Raw genomic sequence first — 22,345 nt, 5'->3', positions numbered from 1 at the left:
CATGCTTCAGTACTTCAATCCTAAGCAGCAAGATTTTGACAAAGATTACGGCACCCCCGCCAGCGTTTCAGAAAACCTGATCACGCTGGAGATCGATGGTGTTTGCATCACCGTGCCCGAAGGTACCTCAGTGATGCGTGCGGCAGCGCTGGCCGATATCAATATTCCTAAGTTGTGCGCCTCTGATAATCTGGAAGCCTTTGGCTCCTGCCGTATCTGCGCCGTCGAAATTGAGGGCCGCCGTGGTACTCCGGCCTCCTGCACCACACCGGCAGAAGCCGGTATGAAGGTCACCACTCAGAATCCTCGTCTGGGTAAACTGCGCCGCAATATTATGGAGCTGTATATCTCCGATCACCCGCTGGACTGCCTCACCTGTCCGGCCAACGGCAACTGTGAACTGCAGGATGTCGCCGGTGAAGTCGGTCTGCGGGAAGTGCGTTACGGATTCAGCGGAGATAACCACCTGCAGGCAGAAAAAGACCACTCCAACCCCTATTTCAGCTTTGATCCGAGTAAATGTATCGTCTGCTCCCGCTGTGTACGCGCCTGCGGAGAGGTTCAGGGGACTTTCGCGCTGACCATTGATGGTCGCGGATTTGACTCAAAAGTATCACCAGGACAGGACCAGCCGTTCCTCGATTCTGAGTGTGTCTCCTGTGGCGCCTGCGTCCAGGCCTGCCCCACCTCAACCCTGATGGAAAAATCAGTGATTGAAGCGGGTCAGCCGGAACACAGTGTCGTTACCACCTGTGCTTACTGCGGTGTTGGCTGCCAATTTAAGGCGGAGATGAAAGGCAGCGAAGTGATCCGCATGGTGCCCTATAAAGGCGGTCAGGCGAATCACGGCCACTCCTGTGTTAAGGGGCGTTTTGCCTTTGGTTACGCCACCCATGAAGACCGTATTACCAAGCCGATGATCCGTGACTCAATCGATCAGCCGTGGCAGGAGGTCAGTTGGGATGAAGCCCTGAGCTTTGCCGCAACCAAACTACGCGGTATTCAGGAAAAATATGGCCGCGAAAGCATCGGCGGGATCACCTCTTCCCGCTGCACCAATGAAGAGACCTATCTGGTACAGAAGCTGATCCGGGCTGCATTTGGCAACAACAACACCGATACCTGCGCCCGGGTGTGTCACTCACCCACCGGTTACGGTCTTAAAACCACTCTGGGTGAGTCCGCCGGTACCCAGACCTTTGACTCAGTCATGCAGGCCGATGCAGTGATGGTGATCGGTGCTAACCCCACCGATGCCCACCCGGTATTTGGCTCTCTGCTGAAGAAACGGCTGCGTCAGGGTGCAAAACTGATTGTTGCGGACCCGCGCCGTATCGATCTGGTGAAGAGCCCTCATGTACAGACTCAGCACCACCTGACCCTGCGTCCCGGCAGCAACGTCGCCTTTATCAATGCGATGGCGCACGTGATTATGAGTGAGGGGCTGGAAGATAAAGCCTTTATCGCCGAACGTTGTGACACCGAGGCCTTTAACGCCTGGCGCAACTTTATCAGCGAAGAACGTCACTCACCGGAGAACACCGAATCGATCACCGGCATTCCAGCCGCTGAACTGCGCAGTGCGGCCCGGATCTACGCTAACGCGAAGAATGGCGCCATCTACTACGGTCTGGGGGTCACCGAACATAGCCAGGGCTCCAGCATGGTAATGGGTATCGCCAACCTGGCGCTGGCCACCGGTAATATTGGCCGCGAAGGGGTTGGGGTTAACCCGTTACGGGGTCAGAATAACGTACAGGGCTCCTGCGATATGGGCTCTTTCCCCCATGAACTGCCCGGTTATCAGCATGTTGCTGACGATGCCGTACGCGCACGATTTGAATCGGCCTGGGGCGTCACACTGGATAACGAACCGGGTCTGCGGATTCCGAACATGTTCGATGCCGCACTGGATGGCACCTACAAGGGGATGTACTGTCAGGGCGAGGATATTGCCCAGTCCGACCCCAACACCAACCACGTTCAGGCGGCGCTACGCTCACTGGAATGTCTGGTGGTTCAGGATATCTTCCTCAATGAAACGGCGAAGTATGCCCATGTGTTCCTGCCGGGTTCCTCTTTCCTGGAGAAAGACGGCACCTTCACCAACGCCGAACGTCGTATCAACCGGGTGCGCAAAGTGATGCCACCACTGGCGGGGCTGCAGGACTGGGAGGTAACTCAGGCGCTGTCCAATGCGCTGGGCTATCCAATGAACTACAACCATCCATCAGAGATCATGGATGAGATCGCTCAACTGACGCCAACCTTTACCCATGTCAGTTATGAGCGTCTGGAAAAGCTGGGCAGCATTCAGTGGCCCTGTAATGATGACGCTCCCGATGGCACGCCGACCATGCATGAAGAGAGCTTTCCGATTGGCAAAGGTCATTTTGCGATCACCGAGTATGTTGCCACAGAGGAGCGCTCAACCCGCAAATATCCGCTGCTGCTGACCACCGGCCGCATTCTGTCACAGTACAATGTGGGTGCACAGACCCGCCGTACCGAGAATCAGGTCTGGCATGATGACGATGTGCTGGAACTGCATCCGCAGGACGCAGAAGATCGCGGCATCACTAATGGCGACTGGGTTGGCATTGCCAGCCGTGCCGGTGAGACCGTAATGCGGGCAAAAGTCTCTGATCGGATGCAACCGGGGGTGGTCTACACCACTTTCCACCATCCTCACAGTGGCGCCAACGTGGTCACCACCGATAACTCTGACTGGGCGACCAACTGCCCCGAGTACAAGGTCACTGCTGTACAGGCGGTAAAAGTCACCGAACCATCGGACTGGCAGCAACGCTATCGCGACTTTAACCAGCAGCAGCTAGGCCATCTGAACAAAGCCCGTTTAAACGAGCCTCGTTCAGAAGAGTCTGCTATTGCGGGTAAGTAAGATGGCGCTGAAGAAACCCCAGGCAGACACCTCCGAAAGCCGGGTCACGGTGGAAAGCTGCTATCAGCAATCCGCCGTCACCCGCTGGCAACAGGGGCAGTGGCTGGATGCGCTGGACAGTATCGCCGAGGAGATTCCGGTGGCGATGGTCTACAACGGCATCTCCCATGTTGTGATGATGGCCAGTCCCTGCGATCTGGAAGATTTCGCTCTGGGTTTCAGCCTGAGTGAAGGGATCATTAAAAAACCGGAAGAGATCTACGGTCTGGATCTGGTGATGGCCGATCCACAGAGTCTGGCAGCCGGTATCGAGATTCAGATATCGATTACCACACAGCGTTCGATGCAGCTAAAACAGCGTCGCCGTAATCTCACCGGTCGTACCGGTTGCGGCCTGTGTGGCGCCGAATCGCTGCAACAGGCGATCCGTCCCGTAAAGGCCGTTACCACATTACCAGCACCAGGGCCTGAAGCAATAGAGGCAGCCCTGCGGCGATTGACGGATAAACAACCCCTGCAAGGGATAACCGGTGCCTGTCACGGTGCCGCCTGGTGTGACAACGAAGGCAATATCCAATTGCTGAGAGAGGATGTCGGTCGCCACAACGCTCTGGATAAACTGCTCGGCGCACTGCAACGCAAACACACCACCCTGAGTGAGGGGTTTGTGCTGGTCTCCAGCCGTGCCAGCTATGAGATGGTGCATAAAGCCGCCAGTGGTGGCATCAGTACGCTGGTTGCAGTGTCAGCCCCCACCGGCCTGGCACTGGATCTGGCAAAACAGGCGGGGCTCAACCTGATTGGTTTTGCCAGACCCGGCCGTCACGTCATCTATAACCAGTCAGGACTCTCTCCAACAAGAGATAACGAGGAATAACAATGGCAAATCATCAGCTTACCAGCCTGATCCGCATGGCCAACCAGATCGCTGCCAATAACACCCATATTGGCGACGAAAACGCTGAAGCGGAGATGGTAGCCAACCACCTGTCCAAATTCTGGGCACGGTCGATGAAGGCGCAAATCTCTGAATATTTAAACCAGGGAGGGGATGAGCTAACCCCTATCGCCAGGAAAGCGATCGGTCTTATGGCTAGTGCTGGTTAGCGAGATAACGCTTCACTTCCCCTGTCAGGGAGAAAAACTGCTGAGATAGCAATTTCAATTGTCAGTACCCTCAGTTTAAGGCAGACTTTGATGTAGCAAATTTCACATAGCATACTAGGGATGGTCACTATGAATGATGAAAATATCTACTCTGCTCCACAAGCAAATTTAGAGCTGGACGAACAGCATGAAACGGTTCTGGCAGGACGCTGGACCCGGTTCTGGGCGGCGATACTTGATACGATTATCATCCTCGTTGTCTTTGTTCCCGCGATGTTTCTGTTAGGTCTATACGACCGGATTGGAGGTCAGCAGTTTGAATCATCAGACCTTATCTTAAGTCCTCTGGTACTGCTGTTCTACGCGCTATTGAATGGCTATCTACTGGCTACGTCAGGCCAAACCATCGCTAAAAAAATGTTCAACATCCGGGTGGTTGATTACGATACCAATCAACTACTGCCTTTCTGGAAAATCTTTGGGGTCCGCTATCTGCCGCTATTTGTAGTGAGTCAGTTGCCCGGTATCGGACAATTCATCGGCATCGTCGACTCAGTGTTTATCTTCAGTAAAGAAAACCGCTGCCTGCATGACCAGTTGGCCAACACCAAAGTCATAAAAGTTTAACCCTGAATTCCGCTACAAAAAAACCGCCAGATGGCGGTTTTTTTAAGCTCGCAAGTTGCGTAGCGACGTCTGGCCAGCGGCGAAGCCGCGCACTGGCCGCTGTTTTACAACCGAATCAGAACATTCTTGATATCGGTATACTTCTCCAGTGCGTGCAGTGATTTATCACGACCATTACCAGATGCCTTCACCCCGCCAAAGGGCACGGTGGTGTCACCCTCACCCCAGGTATTCACCCACACCATGCCGCTTTCGATCTTGCGGCTTACCCGGTGAGCCCGGGACAGGTTCTGGGTCCAGACAGCGGCACCCAGGCCATAGGCGGAATCATTGGCCAGTGCGATCGCTTCCTCTTCAGTTTCAAATTCACAGACCGCCAGTACCGGCCCAAAGATCTCCTCTTTAACAAAGGTCATCGCGTTGTTAGCACCATCAATGATGGTCGGTTTAGCGTAAAAACCTTTACCCTCCTGATATTCAGGAAGACCACCCATGATCATCTGTCCCCCCTCTTCCTGAGCTGACCGGATATAACGTTCAACCGTTGCCAACTGGGTGGCATCAACCATTGGCCCCATCGTCGTTGCAGGGTCTAACGGATCACCTGGCTGGAACCGGGCGGCGGCTTCAACCAGCGCTGCCACAAACTCGTCCTTGATACGCTTATCAACATAGAGACGGGAACAGGCGATACACACCTCTCCCTGATTGCAGAAGATGGCCGCTGCAGATGCCGCCGCTGCCGCTTTAATATCCGCATCGGCGAACACCAGATTGGGTGACTTACCGCCAGCTTCAAGCCAGACCCGTTTCATATTGGACTCACCGGCATAGCCCATCAGCATACCGGCCACCCGGGTGGAACCGGTAAAGGCCAGCACATTGACATCCATATGCAGCGCCAGCGCTTTACCAGCGGTATGGCCAAAGCCTGGCAGAACGTTCAGTACACCTGCCGGCATACCCGCTTCTACCGCAAGCTCGGCCAGCCGCAATGCGCTCAGCGGAGACTTTTCTGATGGTTTCAGTACCACCGAGTTGCCCGCGGCAATTGCCGGAGCGATCTTCCAGCTAACCATCAGTAGCGGATAGTTCCAGGGGGTAATTGCTCCCACCACCCCCACCGGCTGATGTTGGATCATCGCCAGAGTATCATGCCCGGTCGGCGCAATCTCACCATAGACTTTATCAATACTTTCTGCGGTCCAGCGGATACAATCGATGGCATCCGGCACATCGATATTGACCATTTCAGAGATCGACTTACCCATATCCAGGGTATCCAGCAGGGCAAACTCATCTTTGTGCTGTTCAACCAGATCGGCCCATCTGAGCATCACTTTTTTACGTTCCCGGGGATGCATCTCAGACCATACGCCGGAACGGAAAACTTCACGGGCATTGGCAACGGCGATATTCACATCCGCGACATCACAACTGGATACATCCGCAAGCAACTTCTCTGTGGCCGGATTGATACAGGGGAACGTCTCTCCACTCACCGCAGACTGAAATCCACCATTAATATAAGCCTGATGATGCAAATTCAGAGTCTTGCTCAGGGCTTGCCATTCAGAATAGCTTTTCATCGGTTCTCTTCTCCAGAATCTCTTGTTTGCTGACAGAAACGGGCTAACAGACTCAGCGCTGTCTGCCATACAGGTTTACTGACAGTATATTCCCTCCCGTTTGAGTTCCTCTATATGTATGAGGGGGTAGTTGAGTGAACAGCAGCAGAGCACTCCGCGATACAGATAACCTGACCGCTTACCCTCAAAAAACTACCTACAAAGGCATACCCTCAGCTGGGTATATCCTCTGATGCCGTGATTTGCAGATAATCAAGATCCATAAAAATTATTACAGGAAAAATCGATGAAGAAGATTTTTACAGGCCTGGCCGCCGCAATGGCCCTGACATCGACAGTTCAGGCTGCTGACGTTACTGGCACCGTTTCATTTACCAATGATTACCGTTTCCGCGGTATTTCACAGTCTGCGGGAGATCCCGCTGTTCAGGGCAGCCTGGATGCAGCTTTTGACAATGGCGTTTATGCCGGCATCTGGGGTAGCAATGTCGACTTTGAAGACGATGCCAAGCTGGAGATCGATTACTACGTTGGCTTTGCCAATGATATTAATGATGATCTGAGCTACGACGTTTCCTACGGGTTCTATACCTACCCCGGCTATAACACTGACGCGGAGTATGGTGAGCTGGCGCTGGCGCTGTATTACGGCGATCTGGGCTTTACCATGGCTTACTCTGACGATTTCTTCAATACTGGTGAGTCCGCTCAGTACTACAGTGTGGATTACAGCTATGGCATCACTGATGCGGTCAGCCTGGATCTTCATGCGGGTTACAGCACCGGGGATTACTGGGGCAAAGCCGATATTAACGACTATCAGGACTACTCTGTCGGGATCTCTGGTTCTGCTATCGGTCTGGATCTGTCAGCGGCGTATCTGTTTAACAGCATCGATAATGCTGATGAGATTGATAAAGGTGCATTCCGTAATGACAACACGCTGTTAGTGAGCGTATCACGCACGTTCTAAGCGGAACTAAAACTCAATCAGGCACGTACAGATAACCCCTTCTGCTGCCTGATACGGGCCACACAGAATATTCTGTGTGGCCTTTTTTATTCATCTGTCAGGGCGTAAAATCCTGCTTTAATCTTCTGGTTCCGAGGCACGGATGTCAATCGCTCTACTCTCCCTGTTTATTCCCACATTTTTCTTTGTATCGATCACCCCCGGCATGTGTATGACCCTGGCGCTTAGCCTGGGCATGTCGATCGGTGTACGCCGCAGCCTGCACATGATGTGGGGCGAACTGATCGGTGTTGGTCTGGTGGCCGCAGCCGCAGCCGTTGGTGTTGCTGCACTGATGTTGCAGTTTCCCGAAGCGTTTATCTTTCTTAAGCTGGGAGGGGGTGCTTATCTCGGCTGGCTGGGTGTACAGATGTGGCAGTCGAAAGGCAAACTGGTGATGCCAGAACCCGGAGCAGCCGTAAAACAGCAGGGCAACCTGCAGCTGGCCCTGAACGGTTTTATAACGGCCATCGCCAACCCTAAAGGCTGGGCTTTCTTTGTCACACTACTGCCCCCCTTTCTCGACCAGCAGCAGCCGCTGGCACCGCAGCTACTGATGCTGATCGCCATGATTTTGCTATTAGAGTTCAGCTGTTTGCTGATCTACGCCAGCGGCGGAAAAGCGCTACGTCATCTGTTGCTGGACCGGGGTAATGTCAAACTGATGAACCGGATTGCCGGATCACTGATGATCGGCGTAGGAATCTGGCTGGCAGTCGGCTGACAAGTGGTTCAGTGTGGCACTGAGAAACGGCGTGGTTGGGGCCTCAGTTCCAGTACTGACATAAAGCCATCATCGTCCCGATATAACGTAAAGTATTCCATTGCCAACACATCCCACACCATATGGGTTGCGAAAGTCGGTGGTAAGCGGTATTGTCCGCCGCCGATGGGCTCCGGCTGATAACTATTATCCGGCGGGTTTATTAACAGGTTTGCCAGCTCACTGGCACTCCAGCTGTAATACTGCTTGGGCATCCCATAGGCATCGGCGATCCAGTCCTCCCTGAAAGAGGGGTTGATCAGTGACAACAAATGACAATCTGAGCTACCCTCAATGCAATAACATTGCTTGTCCAGATCGACAATGTAGTTTTGTGAGCCGAAATGGCCATCAGATGCGCAGCCTGCGAGGCAAAGCAGTAACAAAAAACCACTGGCACCGAATCTCATAATCTGTAGCATGACTGTTAGTCCCTTATCTATAAGTTCAAGATTAGCGTCCTTTGATCGATAAACAAATATGAAGCAAAAAAATAGCGCCACGTTTACCAACCGAAATCCAGTCTCCAAAGCACCGGCTACACAAAACATTAAGGAGCGTCTATGAGTCCTGCTGAAAAGTTTACCTACCAGACACTGGAGAACCGTACAAAAGCGCTGGCAATCGCCCTTGGATTCAGGGATCAGCCGACACTGGAACACTCAGACCGGGTACAGACCCTGGCAGTCGAACTCGCCAAAGCGGTGGGACTTTGCGAAGGCCAGATCAGCGCTTTACGTATCAGTTCCCGGTTTCACGATATCGGTAAAATCGGCATCCCCGACCGCATCCTCATGAAGCCGGGCAAACTGGATCAGGATGACTGGGATGTCATGCATACACATCCTGCCATTGGCGAACAGATTGTGCTCTCCACAGAGCTGGATGGTGCCTCACAAACCGCACATATTATTCGCCATCACCATGAATGTTTTGATGGCAGCGGCTATCCCGATAAACTGGCTGGTGAAGACATTCCTGTCGGCGCCCGAATTATCAGCATCGTTGACAGTTATGATGCCATGGCCTATACCCGCTCATACCATGTGGGCCGTGATCACTCAGCTATTATTGATCAGATAAACAGGGAATCAGGCAGCAAGCACGACCCCTACCTGTTGAAACACTTCTGCCGTATTATCGAAACAAGTAACAACCGGGTAGAATAATATTCATTTGTCGCACCTCAAAAACCATATTAGGCTTAAAGGTATCCCTATATGAGGCCGCCCATTATGTCTTCTAACACGCCGCTTTCTAAACACCTGCTGACCATTTTAACAACATCGACACTGTCGCTGACTTTGACCCTTGCCCCACTTATCACCCAACAACTCTCTGGGTTTAATCTTGGCAACCAGGCCATCGCCAAGGGCGGAGACGGCGGTGGTAACGGCGGTGGAAACGGCGGCGGAAACGGTGGTGGAAACGGTGGTGGAAACGGTGGTGGAAACGGTGGTGGAAACGGTGGTGGAAACGGTGGTGGAAACGGTGGCGGAAACGGCGGAGGCAATAGCAGCGGCAATGGTAATTCAGCCAGCAGTAGTCACGGTAATGGGAATGCATTTGGCCATGACAACAACGGCCCGGGAAAGTCAGCGACAGCTGGCAGTAACGGCCTCGGACATGGAAAAGGGCTGGGCAATAATCAAAAGTCGGTGGCAGCCAGTCTGGGCAGACTTAATGCTGCCCACGCCTCGGCAACGGCCAGAAACCATGCTGCCCCCAACTCAGCAGTGGGCCTGATTGCCCAGTACGAAGCAACGGTTGCTGCGGCCAGAGCAGCTGCAACTGAAGAGGAGCGTGCGGCCCTGGAACAGGAGGCCATGAACTTTTTGGGCCAGGCTGCGAACAGAGAACTGAATGAAGAGGTGATATCTGCAGTGAACGATCTGTTAGGTATAGCCCCTGAAACCGAGACTGACCCCGGTGCTGATAGCGAGCAGGACAGTGAAACACCGGACGATAATAGCGGGACCTCAACAACCGGTACAGACTCACAGGTGTGAGGTTAAAAGTCCCTGATCAGTTGTAGATTCTGCCAGTTAATCTCCAGATCACTCAATAACAGCTCCTGGCGGCTGAAGCGCCGGTAAGCATAGCTGGTTTTAACTCCCCAGATGCCATCGGGTGTCCCGGACTCATAGCCCAGTTGCTGCAACCGGAGTTGTAAAAACAGGGTGGTTGAACGATCCACACGACCGCCACTGTACGCCATAATCCGCATCATATACTGGCGGGAAGACGGACTGCTCAGTGAGTACATCCGATTTTTCAACTCTGTTGCCAGTGGTACGCCTCGCTTTTCTGCCTGTGAAAACCAGTACCAGGCTGCCGCCGGGCTTTGCGGCAACCCCAACCCCCGTGCATAGACCACGCCCAGATCAAAAATAGCCTGTTGATGCCCCAGATCCGCCGCACGACTTAACAGAAAACCAGCCCAGAGTCGGTTTTTATCCACGCCTCGTCCATTCATATAGAGCACCCCCAGTTGATAGAGTGCCCCGGGATGATCTTTTCGGGCGGCCAGATCCAGCCAGTGAGCAGCCTCTGTGAAGCTGGTTTCAACGCCTCTGCCTGTCAGATATGACATCCCTGCCATATAGGCCCCTTCAGCAGAGCCATTCATAGCAGCTTCCCTGAACAGAGTGACGCCCTGCCGGTAATCCTGTTCAGTGCCTCTGCCCTGAGTAACATCCAGCCCCTGACTGAATGTCTGCTTTGCAGCCTGGGGGTTATCCTTTACTCCGGTCAGGTCTGTAAAAGTGGCGCAACCTGACAGCAGCATTGCCACTATGAGAACAGACAGCCAACTATTGGTTCGTTTCAAGTCGTAAACCATTGCGCCCCCCCTGTATATATAACAGGCAGTATAGGCGAAACCCGGTCACTACTGATAACGGATTGGTTAATCCGGAATCAATTCTCCCACAACCGAAACAACAGGTTTAACCCCGGCCCAGATATCCAGTGCCATATCTTCCGGCTCTTCATTAGGCCCGCCGACTCTAATTTTGGCTGACACCTCCTCTATCGGAAAAGCAAACACGGCCGTTGCCTTCATCTCAATATTATTGGGCGGACGGGCTTCCGCTGAACGGCCAGGACTGTACTTATCCAGCATCGCATCAAGCGCTTGTCGTTTTTCCTGGGGGTCCTCCACTAACCGTCCTTTCGCATAGACTACGACCGATCGAAAATTCACCGAGTGATGGTACGCTGAACGCGCAAATACCAGTCCATCCAGCAAAAACAGCGTAATGCAGGCGGTTTCACCTTTCATCACCTGCTGAAACAGACCGTTTTTCACTGACCCATGCAAAAACAGTTCATTGCCTATCCGCCAGTGAGAGGTGGGTTGCACCATCGCCTGACCATCGCGACTGACACCGATATTACACACCCAGGCCTCATCAAGAATGCTGTAGATGGTATCCCGGTCATAGTTCGCGATTTTACGCCCCCGTTTCACCCGGGTGCGCTCAGTCACTTTAATCTCACTCATCTTTCGTCCTTTGTTATCAATGGTAGGTTTGAAAGTCACAGGTTAGCCGCTATAGTGGATCTTATTAAGACCCAATTTATAGTCATTATTAGGGCCCAATTTGAAACAGTATCTGGCTCATAAAACACCCCACTCAGAGCGCTTTACCCCGTTTCTGGAACAGGGGAAAAACCAGCGCCCGCTCTACCGGGGGTTATTTAACTATATCCAGCAACGGATTCTGTCCGCCGAACTGCCCTCAGGGAGCCGCCTGCCTTCCAGTCGGGAGCTGGCTGACCTGCTAAGTCTCTCGCGCAATACCGTAAAGCAGGTTTATGAGATGCTTCAGGCCGAGGGCTATATCGAAACCCGTCATGGCGATGGCAGCTATGTTTCCCCCCAACTCACACTGTCCCACAGAACAACACAGCGGTCCCCTGGCCCGCACACCCGATCGATCAGGCTCTCAGCCAAAAGTGAACAGCTGGAGCAGATACGGCCACTCTACCAGCAGCACAAGCAGCAACTGCTGCTCCCCGCAGTACCCGCGCTGGATCAGTTTCCCTGGCAACAGTGGCAACGCTCGGTGACACACGCCAGCAGACAGATGAAGTTTCATACTGAGCGTGATTTTATGGGGGAGGCAGCTCTGCGCACTGAGATCGCCGCCTACCTCACTGCGACCCGTGGCATCCACTGCGATATGGCGCAGGTGATGATCTGCTCCGGCTCGCAACAGGGAATGCAACTGGCCTTTTCTATGCTGCTCAATCCTGGAGATAAAGTGCTGGTAGAGGATCCGGGCTTTCCCGGTATCGATGGCGCCATCAGCAACGCTGGCGGAATTAAACTGTCCATTCCCATTGACCGTAACGGTTTTCGTACCGATATCGCCCTGCACAACCAGCCGGATGCCCGGCTCGCTTTTATCACCCCGTCACGCAACTTTCCGATGGGTTATACCCTCAGTCTTGAACGCCGCCTGCAACTGCTTGAGTGGGCCCGGAAACAGGGCTGTTGCATTATCGAAGATGACTACGACAGTGAGTTCCGCTTTGACGGCCCGCCCCTCACCGCACTTCAGGGGCTGGATGGCGAACACAGCGTGATCTACTCCGGCACTTTCAGCCGCATTCTCCACCCGGCTATGCGACTGGCATACCTGGTTCTGCCGCCGGCACTGGTAGACCCATTCAACCGCATGCGCGGGTTTATGGATGGTGGTTTATCAGCGTTACCTCAACTGGCGCTGGCAGACTTTATGGCCCGGGGAATATTCTCAAGTCACCTCAGACGGATGCGTAAACTCTATAAAACCCGACGCAGCTATCTGTTGCAGCAGGTAACACAACTATTTAACGATCAGTTGGTATGGGAAGCCAGTGATGGCGGAATGCATGGGGTTTTTCTGCTGCCCCCCGGCGTTGATGACAAAACAATTGTTGAACAGACTATGAAAGTGGGATTGGGCATCCGGCCACTGTCTTATTATTATGATAAACAACCCGCCCGCAGCGGGCTGGTTATCGGTTTTGGCGGTTATGATGAAGCCCGGATAGACGCCGGATTAGCCCTGCTGAAACCGATTCTGGAGCATCATCTGAAAAGCTAAAAAAGGCCGCACCCACGCAGGAATGCAGCCGATACAGAGAGTTCAAACGTGCAGATAGCGAACTCTACTTATTCGCAGCCATCTTATTCGCAGCCAGCACATAGAGATATTCCAGAGCCAGGGTTGCCCCGGCCAGCGAAGTGATCTCGGCGTGGTCATAGGCCGGCGCCACTTCAACCACATCCATCCCCACCAGATTCAGCCCCTGCAGTCCACGAATCACTTTCAGGGCGCAATCCATATTCATCCCACCGGAAACCGGTGTTCCCGTACCCGGCGCAAAAGCGGGATCAAGGCCATCAATATCAAAACTGACATAGGTTTTTTTGTCACCCACCCGGGCATGGATTCGCTCCAGAATTCCCTGCGGCCCATGATCGCCAACCCAGGCAGCATCGAGCACTTCAAAGGGGTGTCCCTCGACATCATAGACAGTACGGATACCGATCTGAATCGAATGTTCCGTATCCAGCAACCCCTCTTCAACGGCGTGATGAAACAGCGTACCGTGATCATATTGGGTACCGCCGGAATAGGTATCGGTATGCGCATCAAAATGGATCAGTGCCAGTGGACCATGTTTTTTAGCATAGGCGCGCAATACCGGCAGGGTAATAAAGTGATCACCACCAAAGGTCAGGGATGATTTACCCGCAGCAAGGATTGCGCTGATATGCCCTTCCAGATTGTCCACCATGGTCTGAGGCTCACCATGCTTAAACAGCACATTGCCGGAGTCGGCCACTTTCAGGTGGTCATCCAAAGCAAACTGCCAGGGCCAGCGAGCCCCTTCCCAGATCAGCTGCGTTGATGCCTGACGCACACCCAGCGGCCCGAAGCGGGCACCGGAACGTCCCGATGTCGCCAGATCAAACGGCACGCCGGCCACGATGACTTCCGCATCAGAAGCATTCAGATCACTCACCACCGGAAACTCCATAAAGGTCATTCCCAGTGAACCATAGATCGGCAGATCCGCATTACCCGTCGTCGTTGCTGTATCAGACATTCCTCAACCCTCAAATAGTTAACTCGGACCAGCTTACTATTGCGACTATAATTATTGAAATGCATAGTTATAATAACTACATGCATGCAATTAATATCAGACCGACTATCAAGGTCGAATATAACGATCGACTATAAAGACCACGCCGATGAAGCCGCTACGCCAGTTTGACCTTAACCTGTTACTGCTATTGGAAGCGTTGCTGACAGAGTGCCATGTCAGTCGGGCTGCAGAGCGGATGTTCCTCAGTCAGTCAGCCATGAGCCACGCCCTCAACCGGCTGAGACAGCAGTTGGATGACCCATTACTGGTACGCTCCGGTAACGGCCTGAAGCCCACCCCCCGGGCAACCGCCATGCTGCCAGAGATTCGCCAGGCGATCCGCATGATTGAGCACAGTCTCAGCCCCCCGGCCCCCTTTGATCCATCCAGTTCTGATCGCTGCTTCACCATCGCCAGCACCGACTTCTTTGAGGCGCTGATCCTGCCACCGCTGATGCAGAATCTGCAGCTCACTGCACCCGGCATCCGTATTCAGATCGAGGTTATTCGTCAGGATGGTAATCTGAAACAGCTGGAAAACCGCGAGCTGGATCTGATTGTCGGACTGGACAGCAAACAGCCGGTTGACCCGCAACTGATCAGCCGGTCCTGGCACACAGAACCCCTTGCCTGTCTGATTGCTGAAGACAATACCCAGGTGGATCAACACCTATCTCTGGAACAGTATTGTCAGTTGAACCACGTGATATTTTCCGATCTGGCCGGAGTCAGCTCAGACCAGATTGACCAGTGGCTGGCGCAACAACAACGGCAGCGAAACTTTATCGCCTGCACCGTTAACTATATGGCGGGTGCCCGCATCGTTGCAGCCACCGACGCGGTGATGACGCTGCCGCGACAGATGGCACTGCTGTTTGCCCAGATGCTACCCGTCAGGCTGATAACGCCTCCACCAGGGATGCCGGAAATCGAGATGGTTAGTCTGCACCACCCGCTCTACTCCAACGATCCGGGGCTGAAGTGGCTGCTGGAACAGTTACAGCAGTAACAAAGACTGCAGCAATCCCTGATTACCCGAAACGAACAGCTGTGCTGATATGAATTTATCGTTACTGCTGCAGCATCTCGGCCCGGTGTACGTAATCCTGATACGCAGGCAGTGCAATAGCCGCCACAATACCAATAACCGGAATAATAACCAGCACCGAGACAAGCACCAGCACCAGTGCCGATGCGCCTTTGGTGTTGCCATATTTCTTGGTCCAGGACTGTTCTGAGGTACACAAAAAGACAATGCCCTCAACCAACGAGATAATGCCCGGAATCCAGGTCCAGAAAAACAGCAGATAAAAGATCCCCCACCACTGTCCCAGATAGAAACGATGAATCCCGAAGCCGCCAATAAAAATCGCTAACAGGCCAGCCGCAACTTTACTTTTCCCACCGAGATTTTGAGTAGCACTGCACTGAGGACAGCTAACAGCAGTCTTCGCTATTTTCTCGCCACACTCACGACAAAACACCGTATCTTTCTCAACGTTGGCTTCGGGAGTGCTATAAATATTACTGTCCATGTCTATTCATGTCCTTTCAGTAAAATAGAAAAATCGCCGTTAGGATATCAGTCAATGAGGCTAAACAAAAAGCGGATAAGATCAGAAAAATAGATCTGGCAACCATCAGGGGCTGACATCATATCGATAAGAACGTCTCTTAAATCGCTCAGACAATTCGCTCAGCGAAAAATCTAAGTCTGTACTACCCTCTTGGGCTGGTTCTTTACGCTCGTTTCAAGCAATAAACGCATCTTCTCTGCCGGAACAGGCTTACTGAACATGTAGCCCTGCCCTTCATCGCAATGGTGACATAACAGGAATTCAAGATGAGCGTTGGTCTCTACGCCTTCCGCAATGACATCGAGACTGAGACTCTTTGACAACGAGATAATCGCCCGGGTCAGCTCTGCATCGTCACGATCTTCTGGAAGATCTGAAATAAAAGATCGATCGATCTTAATCTTATTGACCGGGAATTTTTTTAAATAGGACAGAGAGGAAAAGCCGGTTCCAAAATCATCGATAGCCAAGCCAACCCCCAAGGCACTCAACTGTTTAAGCGCAATCACGGTTTGCTCCGGTTTGAGCATAGCCTGGGTTTCCGTCACCTCAAACATAATGCTGGCAGGTTCAAGCTCGTAATCCAAACAGCATCTTTTTACAAACTCAATAAAGTCATCCTGATCCAACTGAATCATAGATAAGTTCATCGACAGAACACCGGGCTTTAAACCATCAGCTAACCATGATTTGAACTGACTCATTGATGCACGCATCATTAGCCGATCGACATCGATAATCATGCCTGTCTCTTCCGCCAGTGGAATAAAACTATCTGGAAATAACAGTCCCTTATCCGGATGCTGCCATCTGATCAAAGCCTCCATCCCAATAATATTCTGAGTTGAAAGCTCATATTGAGGCTGAAAGTAAACCACAAACTGGTCATCATCAATTGCCTGTCGTAGCTGCCGTTCCAGTCTTACCCGCTCTAATATCCGCTCAGTGAGCTCCGGCTTATAAAACCGACAGGTATTTCGCCCATCCGCTTTCGCTTTATACATGGCGGCATCTGCATTCTTGAGCAGGGTATCAACATCCGCGCCATCTATGGGATATACAGCGACCCCAACACTACAGGTCAGATAAAAGGTAAAGCGATCAAATGATATTGGTGATCTGAATAGAGAGAGTATTTTTTCGGTAATATGAAACACATCTTTTTCGTGTTTTATTGAATCAATTAAGACCGTAAATTCATCGCCTCCCATTCTGGCCACAGAATCGCAATCCCATAGGCACTCTTGTATTTTTTCCGCAACAATCTGAAGAAGCTGATCACCAACAGTATGGCCATATGAATCATTCACCTCTTTAAAACGATCTAAATCGATGAACAAAACCGCAAACGTACCATTATTTCGCTCTGCAAGCTGAATCGCATGGCTAACACGATCAACAAAGAGCAACCGGTTTGGAAGTGCCGTAAGCGAATCATGCTCAGCCTGATATTCAAGCAACAATGTTCGCTCATCAAAGGCTTTTGCCAACCCTTCGACTTCATCATCCCCCCCCAGTGGACTGCAGCGAACATCCTGCCCTGCATGGGCTCGTGTCACCCGGGAAGAGAGCTCTAAAATTGGAGCCGTTATTCGGGTGCCGATCCAGCGGGACATAAACAAGCTCACGGATACGAGCACAAGTCCAACCATCAGAAGTACCTGCATCGCCTCTCTGACCGGAGCATTATAAATATTTTCAGGCAAGCCTATCTGCAACATGATGCCTAACTTAGAGAAAAGCGGTAACTCCCCTCCGGCATGATAAAGGTATGACTGATAACTTATTTCGGGATTGTAATTATGGGAGTATATAACCAGGTCATCTTTCAGAACCCTGATGTACGTTTGAGAGTCGTCGAGAATATTTCTGGCAATAATTTTGTCCAGATCAAAACTGATGATCAGCGCTCCCTGAGTCGTCGAGTAATACTCTATCGGACTGATAACAATTAACTTTTTGTTTTTACCAACAAAAACCGATGTTTGGTTCAATGCCAGGGCAACTCTTAATTGCTCAGACCGGTTATATTCCGGGATTTGATCCCCAGAATGAAACACCGGATGTCCATCAAAGTCGACCACATCCAGATACAGTACATCCTTACCTTTCATGAAATTAGAGATGAGAGGGGCAAGATAGTTATCTCGCTCCTCATCATCAATAAGCGCATTTACCATCAACTCATTCGTCGCCAATAGCTCGCTGTTCTCGACAAGATAACTTAAGCGCTGTTCAATTGAGCGATTGAGGGCGGCGGTGTTACTGACAAACAATTTTTCGGTCTGAATACCTAACTGCTTATTAACCAGAAATAATGAAACAATCAGAAGCGTTGTAAGAACCAGCAATAACAGACTGGTCACCAGAAAGATAACTTTGTGCTTTATACTGTTAAACTTAAAAAACGCTTTAACGCTCATAAGAGTCAGCCTTAGTTAACCGGGATGATTTGGCCATTTTCGCCAAACCGGGCCATGAAATAGTCGTCTTCACCCAGTGCATCATGATGGCTATCAGTAAATGCAGAATCATATCGCTTTACCACGCCTTCATACCCTGGTAACTGTTCAAGAGCGTGAACAATCTCTGCCCGATCAGTACTACCGGACCGCTCTATCGCCAGTGCCAATAACTGCACCAGATCATAGGCCTGAGCAACCCCATGTTGTGAGTTGATCTGCTCGCCCTGCTCTAGTCCATACTCCGTTATATAAGCCTGTTTTAAATCTCTCGATTGCTTCCGACGTGACCGGTCAAAAAGAAACGTCTGAAAAAAACGTAACTCAGCCTGACTATATAGCTTCAGCGTTGCGTCATCTTTCACTCCCCCAAGAATCCCCCAGTGGGATATAATCGGAAGAGGCTGCTCTCTCTGGGTTAGCCCCGCAATAATAACTCGCCCCTCATTTGCATTGGCAACCAGAATAACGCTGTCAGCACCTGAGCTGAATACCTGAAGAAGTTCCTTGCTATAGTCAGTTTCACCGCGGTTAAAAACAACTTCAGTGGCAGGAAGTACTCCTTTAGAGAAAAGGAAACGTTGCATATTTTTCAGGTTAGTACGGCCCCACACTGTATTTTCAACAACTATTGCCGGTTTCTTATATTCTCCTATGGCATAGTTGGCAATATATTCCGATGCCCACAAATCATTCGCTGAAATTCTGAACACGTTATTATCAGGTATTCCATTTTCTGTCAGCCCCCCAGCGGCAGACCAGGGAATCAAATAAGGAATATGAGACCGACTCACCCTCTTCAACTCTTCACCAATAACCGTCGCGTGTTTTCCTCCGACTACTGCGACCACATCAGGACGCTGAATAAAGTACTCCATATTTTCAACACTGATACCGGGGATTGTCTTATGATCAAGGGCGATCACATGCAGTTTTTTACCCAATACCCCACCCCGGCGATTGATCTCTTTAACTGCAAGCTGAACACCTCTTTTAATTGCTAATCCGGAACTGGGTTCTCTCGACAGGTCAGCATTAATACCGATGACCAGATGATTTTTATCCTCAGCTGGTGGGCCATACTTATCAAAAAGAAGTTCCTCTGTTTTAGAGATCAGCGCGGTGCCAACGATACCCTCAAACTGAGATGCAATTTTTTCAGTTTTATGCGCAAATACCGCTCGTTGCTCTTCACTGAGAAGGTGAACCCGGGTACCGGCTTGTTTGATCTTTTCAATCAGCTCGGCTTCTTTTTTCTGTGTTTCTATGCGCTCCCACGGTGTCACTTCAATGGCAGTATCCAGCAACACTTTTTGCACATCGTAAGGCAGCCTGTCCATCGTTTTACTGCTTATCGATAACACATACCCAAGAAAGGCATGATTGCTTAACACCAGATCACTCTGAACCTCATGAAAGCCCATACTATAGATTGCAATTAACGGGTTTTCCTCACCATCAACAACCCCATCAGCAAGCGCCTGTTTTGTTGCGTGGAAGTCAATAGGAACAGGCTCTGCCCCAAAAGACCTGAACTGCTCCATAATTATTCTGCTTTTCATCACACGGATCTTTGTATTTTTAAAGTCATCCGGTGAAAGGAACGCCCGGTTTCCGGTAAAGTGTTTAAAACCATTCTCCCAGAATGCCACGCCGTGCAGTCCGATCGAGTTTAAATCCTGCAAAAGCATCTTTCCTGGCTCACCATCAAGCATCTCGTAAGCATCATCTCTGGATGGAAAGAGAAATGGCAGATCTGCATACTGCATTGATGGAACAGGTACACTCATCTTCGCTGTTGGTGTCAGAATAATGTCCAGCTCGCCCTTTCGCGCCATCTCAACCATCTGATGGTCATTTCCCAATTGCTGGGCAGGGTAAACCTCAATAACGACTTTGCCCTGAGTCTTCTGATTAACTATCTGAGCAAACTTCAGAGATGCCTTATGCAGTGCGCTGTCTTCAGGCGTGTTATGACCAAATCTAAGCACAACAGCAGGCTGACGGGTAGCATCAGCTTTCACATTTTCCACTTGTTGCTCGCCAACCGTAAGTAACAGAAACAAAATAACAAGCGGGAAAACAATCCCGGCAATCAGCAGAAAACGTTTCATAAACTATCCTGTTAAACGAGCGGTACAAATTACAACTTCCCATACCCACATATAGTAGATGGGTTTATTCCTGTTAACTAGTCTGGCCTTATCCTCACCTCCAAAAGAGTCGGTTGTTCATACGCTATGGGGGGATATGTGGGTGCTTATCAGCGCTGATGAATCTTAACTTGTTAAGCATTCCCGCTTTGCATTAGCGTAAGAATGTTGCCCGCCGGGTCTTTGAAATGAGCGAGAATGCCGCCCTCTTTGGCGTCGCGCCGATGAACCGCGACAACAGTTCGTACAACGGTAAACGTCGTATCCGAGGTGGCCGCCATCACATACGCACAGTGATTTTATGGCAATGCTCTCTTCGATACAGTGCAATCCTGTGTTTAAACGCCATTACGAGCACCTGAAGGCCGTAGGGAAGCTCCCTAAAGCGGCCCTGATCGCCTGCATGAGAAAGCTGATCGTTATCCAAAATACTATGCTGAAAAACGAGGAGCGCTGGAATGAAAAATCAGCCTGATATTATTGACAGAACACCACAGTCACTTGTTAAGTGTTGCTAATACACTGGTGAAAATATAACTATACATGCCGCAATTATAAATTCGATAAAAAACTGGATTTGTGGGTTTTTACGAACAAGAGATCCTATAAAAAACGAGGAACTGAATAAGGCTGAAAATGCAATTACCATGACATAATTCCAGTCCGCAACCCCTACAAGCATACGCATTGAAGCTGCTAATTCCCCTTGTACATCTTTGAATACCGCTCCCAGCCCCATAAGAATTGGGAGGTAAAGCAGCAACATGGTGCTGGCTCTAACCGAAAATGACTGCTTACAGTTCCATTTCTGGCTCATATTTCTCAAGGACACTTAACGCTTAAAGCTGCCACGCAGTATGCGTCGGATGCCTTTTCTTGTTATTTTTTGTAGCCATGTGATTTCATTAAATTGGAGCAAATTACTGCTAATTTCGCATCTGAATTAACTATATGCTGTCGGGCATCTTCCCACATGCAATGCATTTCACCTTCTTCTGAATGCTTTCCTTTTTCAAGGTATTCGAGAACTTCCATATTCCATAATCGATAGTCGGTGGTATCAAAGCCAGAATCAGGAAAGTATAAGCCACATAGCATTTCCATTTTTCGTAGGATGTTCTGAACTTCCCTTCTATGCTCTTTTTTAACTGATGGATAGTCGACGTTTTGGTGCTGAACATCATCCAGTATTTCGGTGCAAAGATTCGTATATTCAATCGATGACTTATATAAATCTTCAATTTTGGATAGAAGTAAATCTCGTTTATTTCTCTTGGTATTAATGTATTGATTGATCAGAAGTACAGAGACAGCGAGCAAGGCCGATAGGAGAAATGTAACCAGCCTTACTTGGTCTGATTTTTCAGAAAACAACTCAATAAAATACATCAATATTTCCTTGAAACTGGTGTTCCCCGCAACACAGGCGAGCGTAGCGAGTCCAGCCAACTTGTTGGCGATTGTTATAAGACATCACGTTCGTATTGCCACAAAGAATTTATTTATACCTCTATTCCCAACCAAAACAATAACTCCTAGTAACAGCTCCAGTATCGTAGCAATGAGGTTTGCTTTAGTTTCCGCTGGCAAAGGGGCGGAATAGGAGAACTCTTGTTTGAAGTAGCGGATATAACTGAAGTTGTACGCCAGATCGACTAAGGAAGACAGGACTAGAAATAAACCAATGCAAGCGAATAATGCTGCCCCAATACTTGTTGGCAATTCGAAATCCGTCGCTTTACCGAAAGAAGCTGTTTTGAGCAAAGACTGAGGGAAGAACCATGCGACGATAGCAAAGAGCATCGACAAAACAGTAGGAACGACCGTAAATGCAATAAATGCAGACTTTGCCTGCTCGCCGTCACCTAGATAAAGACCGTAATAATTAGGAAAAGCTTGTAAGGCGTTCACGGCCAAAACGATAGCTCCAATGCGAATAGCTACCGTAAGTATGTTCTTTGATTCCATTCATTACATCCTTGTCTTATAACGACCCAAATCACTGG

At 50.4% G+C, this 22,345-nt stretch carries 20 protein-coding genes; 10 read left to right on the top strand and 10 right to left on the bottom strand.

Translation table 11 applies throughout. The features are described from left to right. Position 1 precedes the first annotated feature (1 nt). From fdhF to BMY09_RS09165, 4 genes are all read left to right on the top strand, one after another. A complete protein-coding gene (gene fdhF / locus BMY09_RS09180; RefSeq protein ID WP_091356939.1) occupies positions 2-2,902 on the top strand; it encodes a formate dehydrogenase subunit alpha in 2,901 nt (966 codons plus the stop codon). 1 nt (position 2,903) lies between these two features. After that, positions 2,904-3,779: a formate dehydrogenase accessory sulfurtransferase FdhD gene (gene fdhD / locus BMY09_RS09175; RefSeq protein WP_091356936.1), complete on the top strand. Its 876-nt coding sequence runs from the start codon at positions 2,904-2,906 to the stop codon at positions 3,777-3,779. A 2-nt stretch (positions 3,780-3,781) separates the two neighbouring features. Further along, on the top strand, positions 3,782-4,009 hold the full coding sequence (locus BMY09_RS09170) for a formate dehydrogenase subunit delta (RefSeq protein WP_091356934.1): 228 nt from the start codon (positions 3,782-3,784) through the stop codon (positions 4,007-4,009). Between the two features lie 129 nt (positions 4,010-4,138). Then, positions 4,139-4,636: an RDD family protein gene (locus BMY09_RS09165; protein WP_175483492.1), complete on the top strand. Its 498-nt coding sequence runs from the start codon at positions 4,139-4,141 to the stop codon at positions 4,634-4,636. Positions 4,637-4,740: 104 nt separating this feature from the next. On the opposite strand, the gene BMY09_RS09160 is transcribed toward BMY09_RS09165, so the two are convergent. After that, positions 4,741-6,225, bottom strand: a complete 1,485-nt coding sequence (locus BMY09_RS09160) for an aldehyde dehydrogenase (RefSeq protein ID WP_091356929.1) — start codon at positions 6,223-6,225, stop codon at positions 4,741-4,743. A gap of 286 nt (positions 6,226-6,511) precedes the next feature. Here BMY09_RS09160 and BMY09_RS09155 point away from each other — a divergent pair, with 286 nt between their 5' ends. Together BMY09_RS09155 and BMY09_RS09150 are read left to right on the top strand one after the other, a co-directional pair. Further along, a complete protein-coding gene (locus BMY09_RS09155) occupies positions 6,512-7,198 on the top strand; it encodes a TorF family putative porin (RefSeq protein ID WP_091356927.1) in 687 nt (228 codons plus the stop codon). A 142-nt stretch (positions 7,199-7,340) separates the two neighbouring features. Next, on the top strand, positions 7,341-7,961 hold the full coding sequence (locus BMY09_RS09150; protein WP_091356924.1) for a LysE family translocator: 621 nt from the start codon (positions 7,341-7,343) through the stop codon (positions 7,959-7,961). Between the two features lie 8 nt (positions 7,962-7,969). Here the strand turns inward: BMY09_RS09150 and BMY09_RS09145 are convergent, their stop codons facing one another. Then, entirely contained in the window at positions 7,970-8,422 is a 453-nt protein-coding gene (locus BMY09_RS09145; protein ID WP_139203170.1) for a hypothetical protein, read from the bottom strand. A gap of 141 nt (positions 8,423-8,563) precedes the next feature. Here BMY09_RS09145 and BMY09_RS09140 point away from each other — a divergent pair, with 141 nt between their 5' ends. Together BMY09_RS09140 and BMY09_RS22280 are read left to right on the top strand one after the other, a co-directional pair. Continuing rightward, positions 8,564-9,169, top strand: a complete 606-nt coding sequence (locus tag BMY09_RS09140) for an HD-GYP domain-containing protein (protein WP_091356920.1) — start codon at positions 8,564-8,566, stop codon at positions 9,167-9,169. A 66-nt stretch (positions 9,170-9,235) separates the two neighbouring features. Further along, positions 9,236-10,009 carry a hypothetical protein gene (locus BMY09_RS22280; protein WP_217647413.1) on the top strand — a complete coding sequence of 258 codons (774 nt, stop codon included), beginning with the start codon at positions 9,236-9,238 and terminating at the stop codon, positions 10,007-10,009. A gap of 2 nt (positions 10,010-10,011) precedes the next feature. Here the strand turns inward: BMY09_RS22280 and BMY09_RS09125 are convergent, their stop codons facing one another. Further along, positions 10,012-10,842, bottom strand: a complete 831-nt coding sequence (locus BMY09_RS09125; RefSeq protein WP_091356912.1) for a tetratricopeptide repeat protein — start codon at positions 10,840-10,842, stop codon at positions 10,012-10,014. A 66-nt stretch (positions 10,843-10,908) separates the two neighbouring features. Next, positions 10,909-11,505 carry a pyridoxamine 5'-phosphate oxidase family protein gene (locus tag BMY09_RS09120; protein WP_175483491.1) on the bottom strand — a complete coding sequence of 199 codons (597 nt, stop codon included), beginning with the start codon at positions 11,503-11,505 and terminating at the stop codon, positions 10,909-10,911. 100 nt (positions 11,506-11,605) lie between these two features. Between BMY09_RS09120 and pdxR the strand changes: the two genes are divergently transcribed. Continuing rightward, entirely contained in the window at positions 11,606-13,096 is a 1,491-nt protein-coding gene (gene pdxR / locus BMY09_RS09115) for a MocR-like pyridoxine biosynthesis transcription factor PdxR (RefSeq protein WP_245756537.1), read from the top strand. Between the two features lie 64 nt (positions 13,097-13,160). Here pdxR and speB read toward each other — a convergent pair whose 3' ends face one another. Further along, positions 13,161-14,105, bottom strand: a complete 945-nt coding sequence (gene speB / locus BMY09_RS09110; protein ID WP_091356909.1) for an agmatinase — start codon at positions 14,103-14,105, stop codon at positions 13,161-13,163. Between the two features lie 148 nt (positions 14,106-14,253). On the opposite strand from speB, the gene BMY09_RS09105 reads away from it, so the two are divergent. After that, complete coding sequence (locus BMY09_RS09105) at positions 14,254-15,156, top strand: LysR family transcriptional regulator (protein ID WP_091356907.1); 903 nt, start codon at positions 14,254-14,256, stop codon at positions 15,154-15,156. A gap of 61 nt (positions 15,157-15,217) precedes the next feature. Here the strand turns inward: BMY09_RS09105 and BMY09_RS09100 are convergent, their stop codons facing one another. The 5 genes from BMY09_RS09100 to BMY09_RS09070 all read right to left on the bottom strand — a co-directional run bounded on the left by BMY09_RS09100 (position 15,218) and on the right by BMY09_RS09070 (position 22,307). Continuing rightward, entirely contained in the window at positions 15,218-15,682 is a 465-nt protein-coding gene (locus tag BMY09_RS09100) for a TM2 domain-containing protein (RefSeq protein WP_091356904.1), read from the bottom strand. Positions 15,683-15,855: 173 nt separating this feature from the next. Further along, complete coding sequence (locus tag BMY09_RS09095; protein ID WP_091356901.1) at positions 15,856-18,147, bottom strand: bifunctional diguanylate cyclase/phosphodiesterase; 2,292 nt, start codon at positions 18,145-18,147, stop codon at positions 15,856-15,858. Positions 18,148-18,158: 11 nt separating this feature from the next. Next, positions 18,159-20,300 carry a DctP family TRAP transporter solute-binding subunit gene (locus BMY09_RS09090; protein WP_091356898.1) on the bottom strand — a complete coding sequence of 714 codons (2,142 nt, stop codon included), beginning with the start codon at positions 20,298-20,300 and terminating at the stop codon, positions 18,159-18,161. Between the two features lie 918 nt (positions 20,301-21,218). After that, positions 21,219-21,728 carry a hypothetical protein gene (locus tag BMY09_RS09075; RefSeq protein ID WP_091356890.1) on the bottom strand — a complete coding sequence of 170 codons (510 nt, stop codon included), beginning with the start codon at positions 21,726-21,728 and terminating at the stop codon, positions 21,219-21,221. A gap of 84 nt (positions 21,729-21,812) precedes the next feature. Beyond that, positions 21,813-22,307, bottom strand: a complete 495-nt coding sequence (locus tag BMY09_RS09070; RefSeq protein WP_091356886.1) for a hypothetical protein — start codon at positions 22,305-22,307, stop codon at positions 21,813-21,815. Positions 22,308-22,345: the final 38 nt, after the last annotated feature.

Source organism: Amphritea atlantica (genome assembly GCF_900111095.1).
GTDB lineage: Bacteria > Pseudomonadota > Gammaproteobacteria > Pseudomonadales > Balneatricaceae > Amphritea > Amphritea atlantica.
The sequence above is the reverse complement of the archived record's forward strand: the minus strand, read 5'-3'. Positions and strand labels throughout refer to the sequence as shown.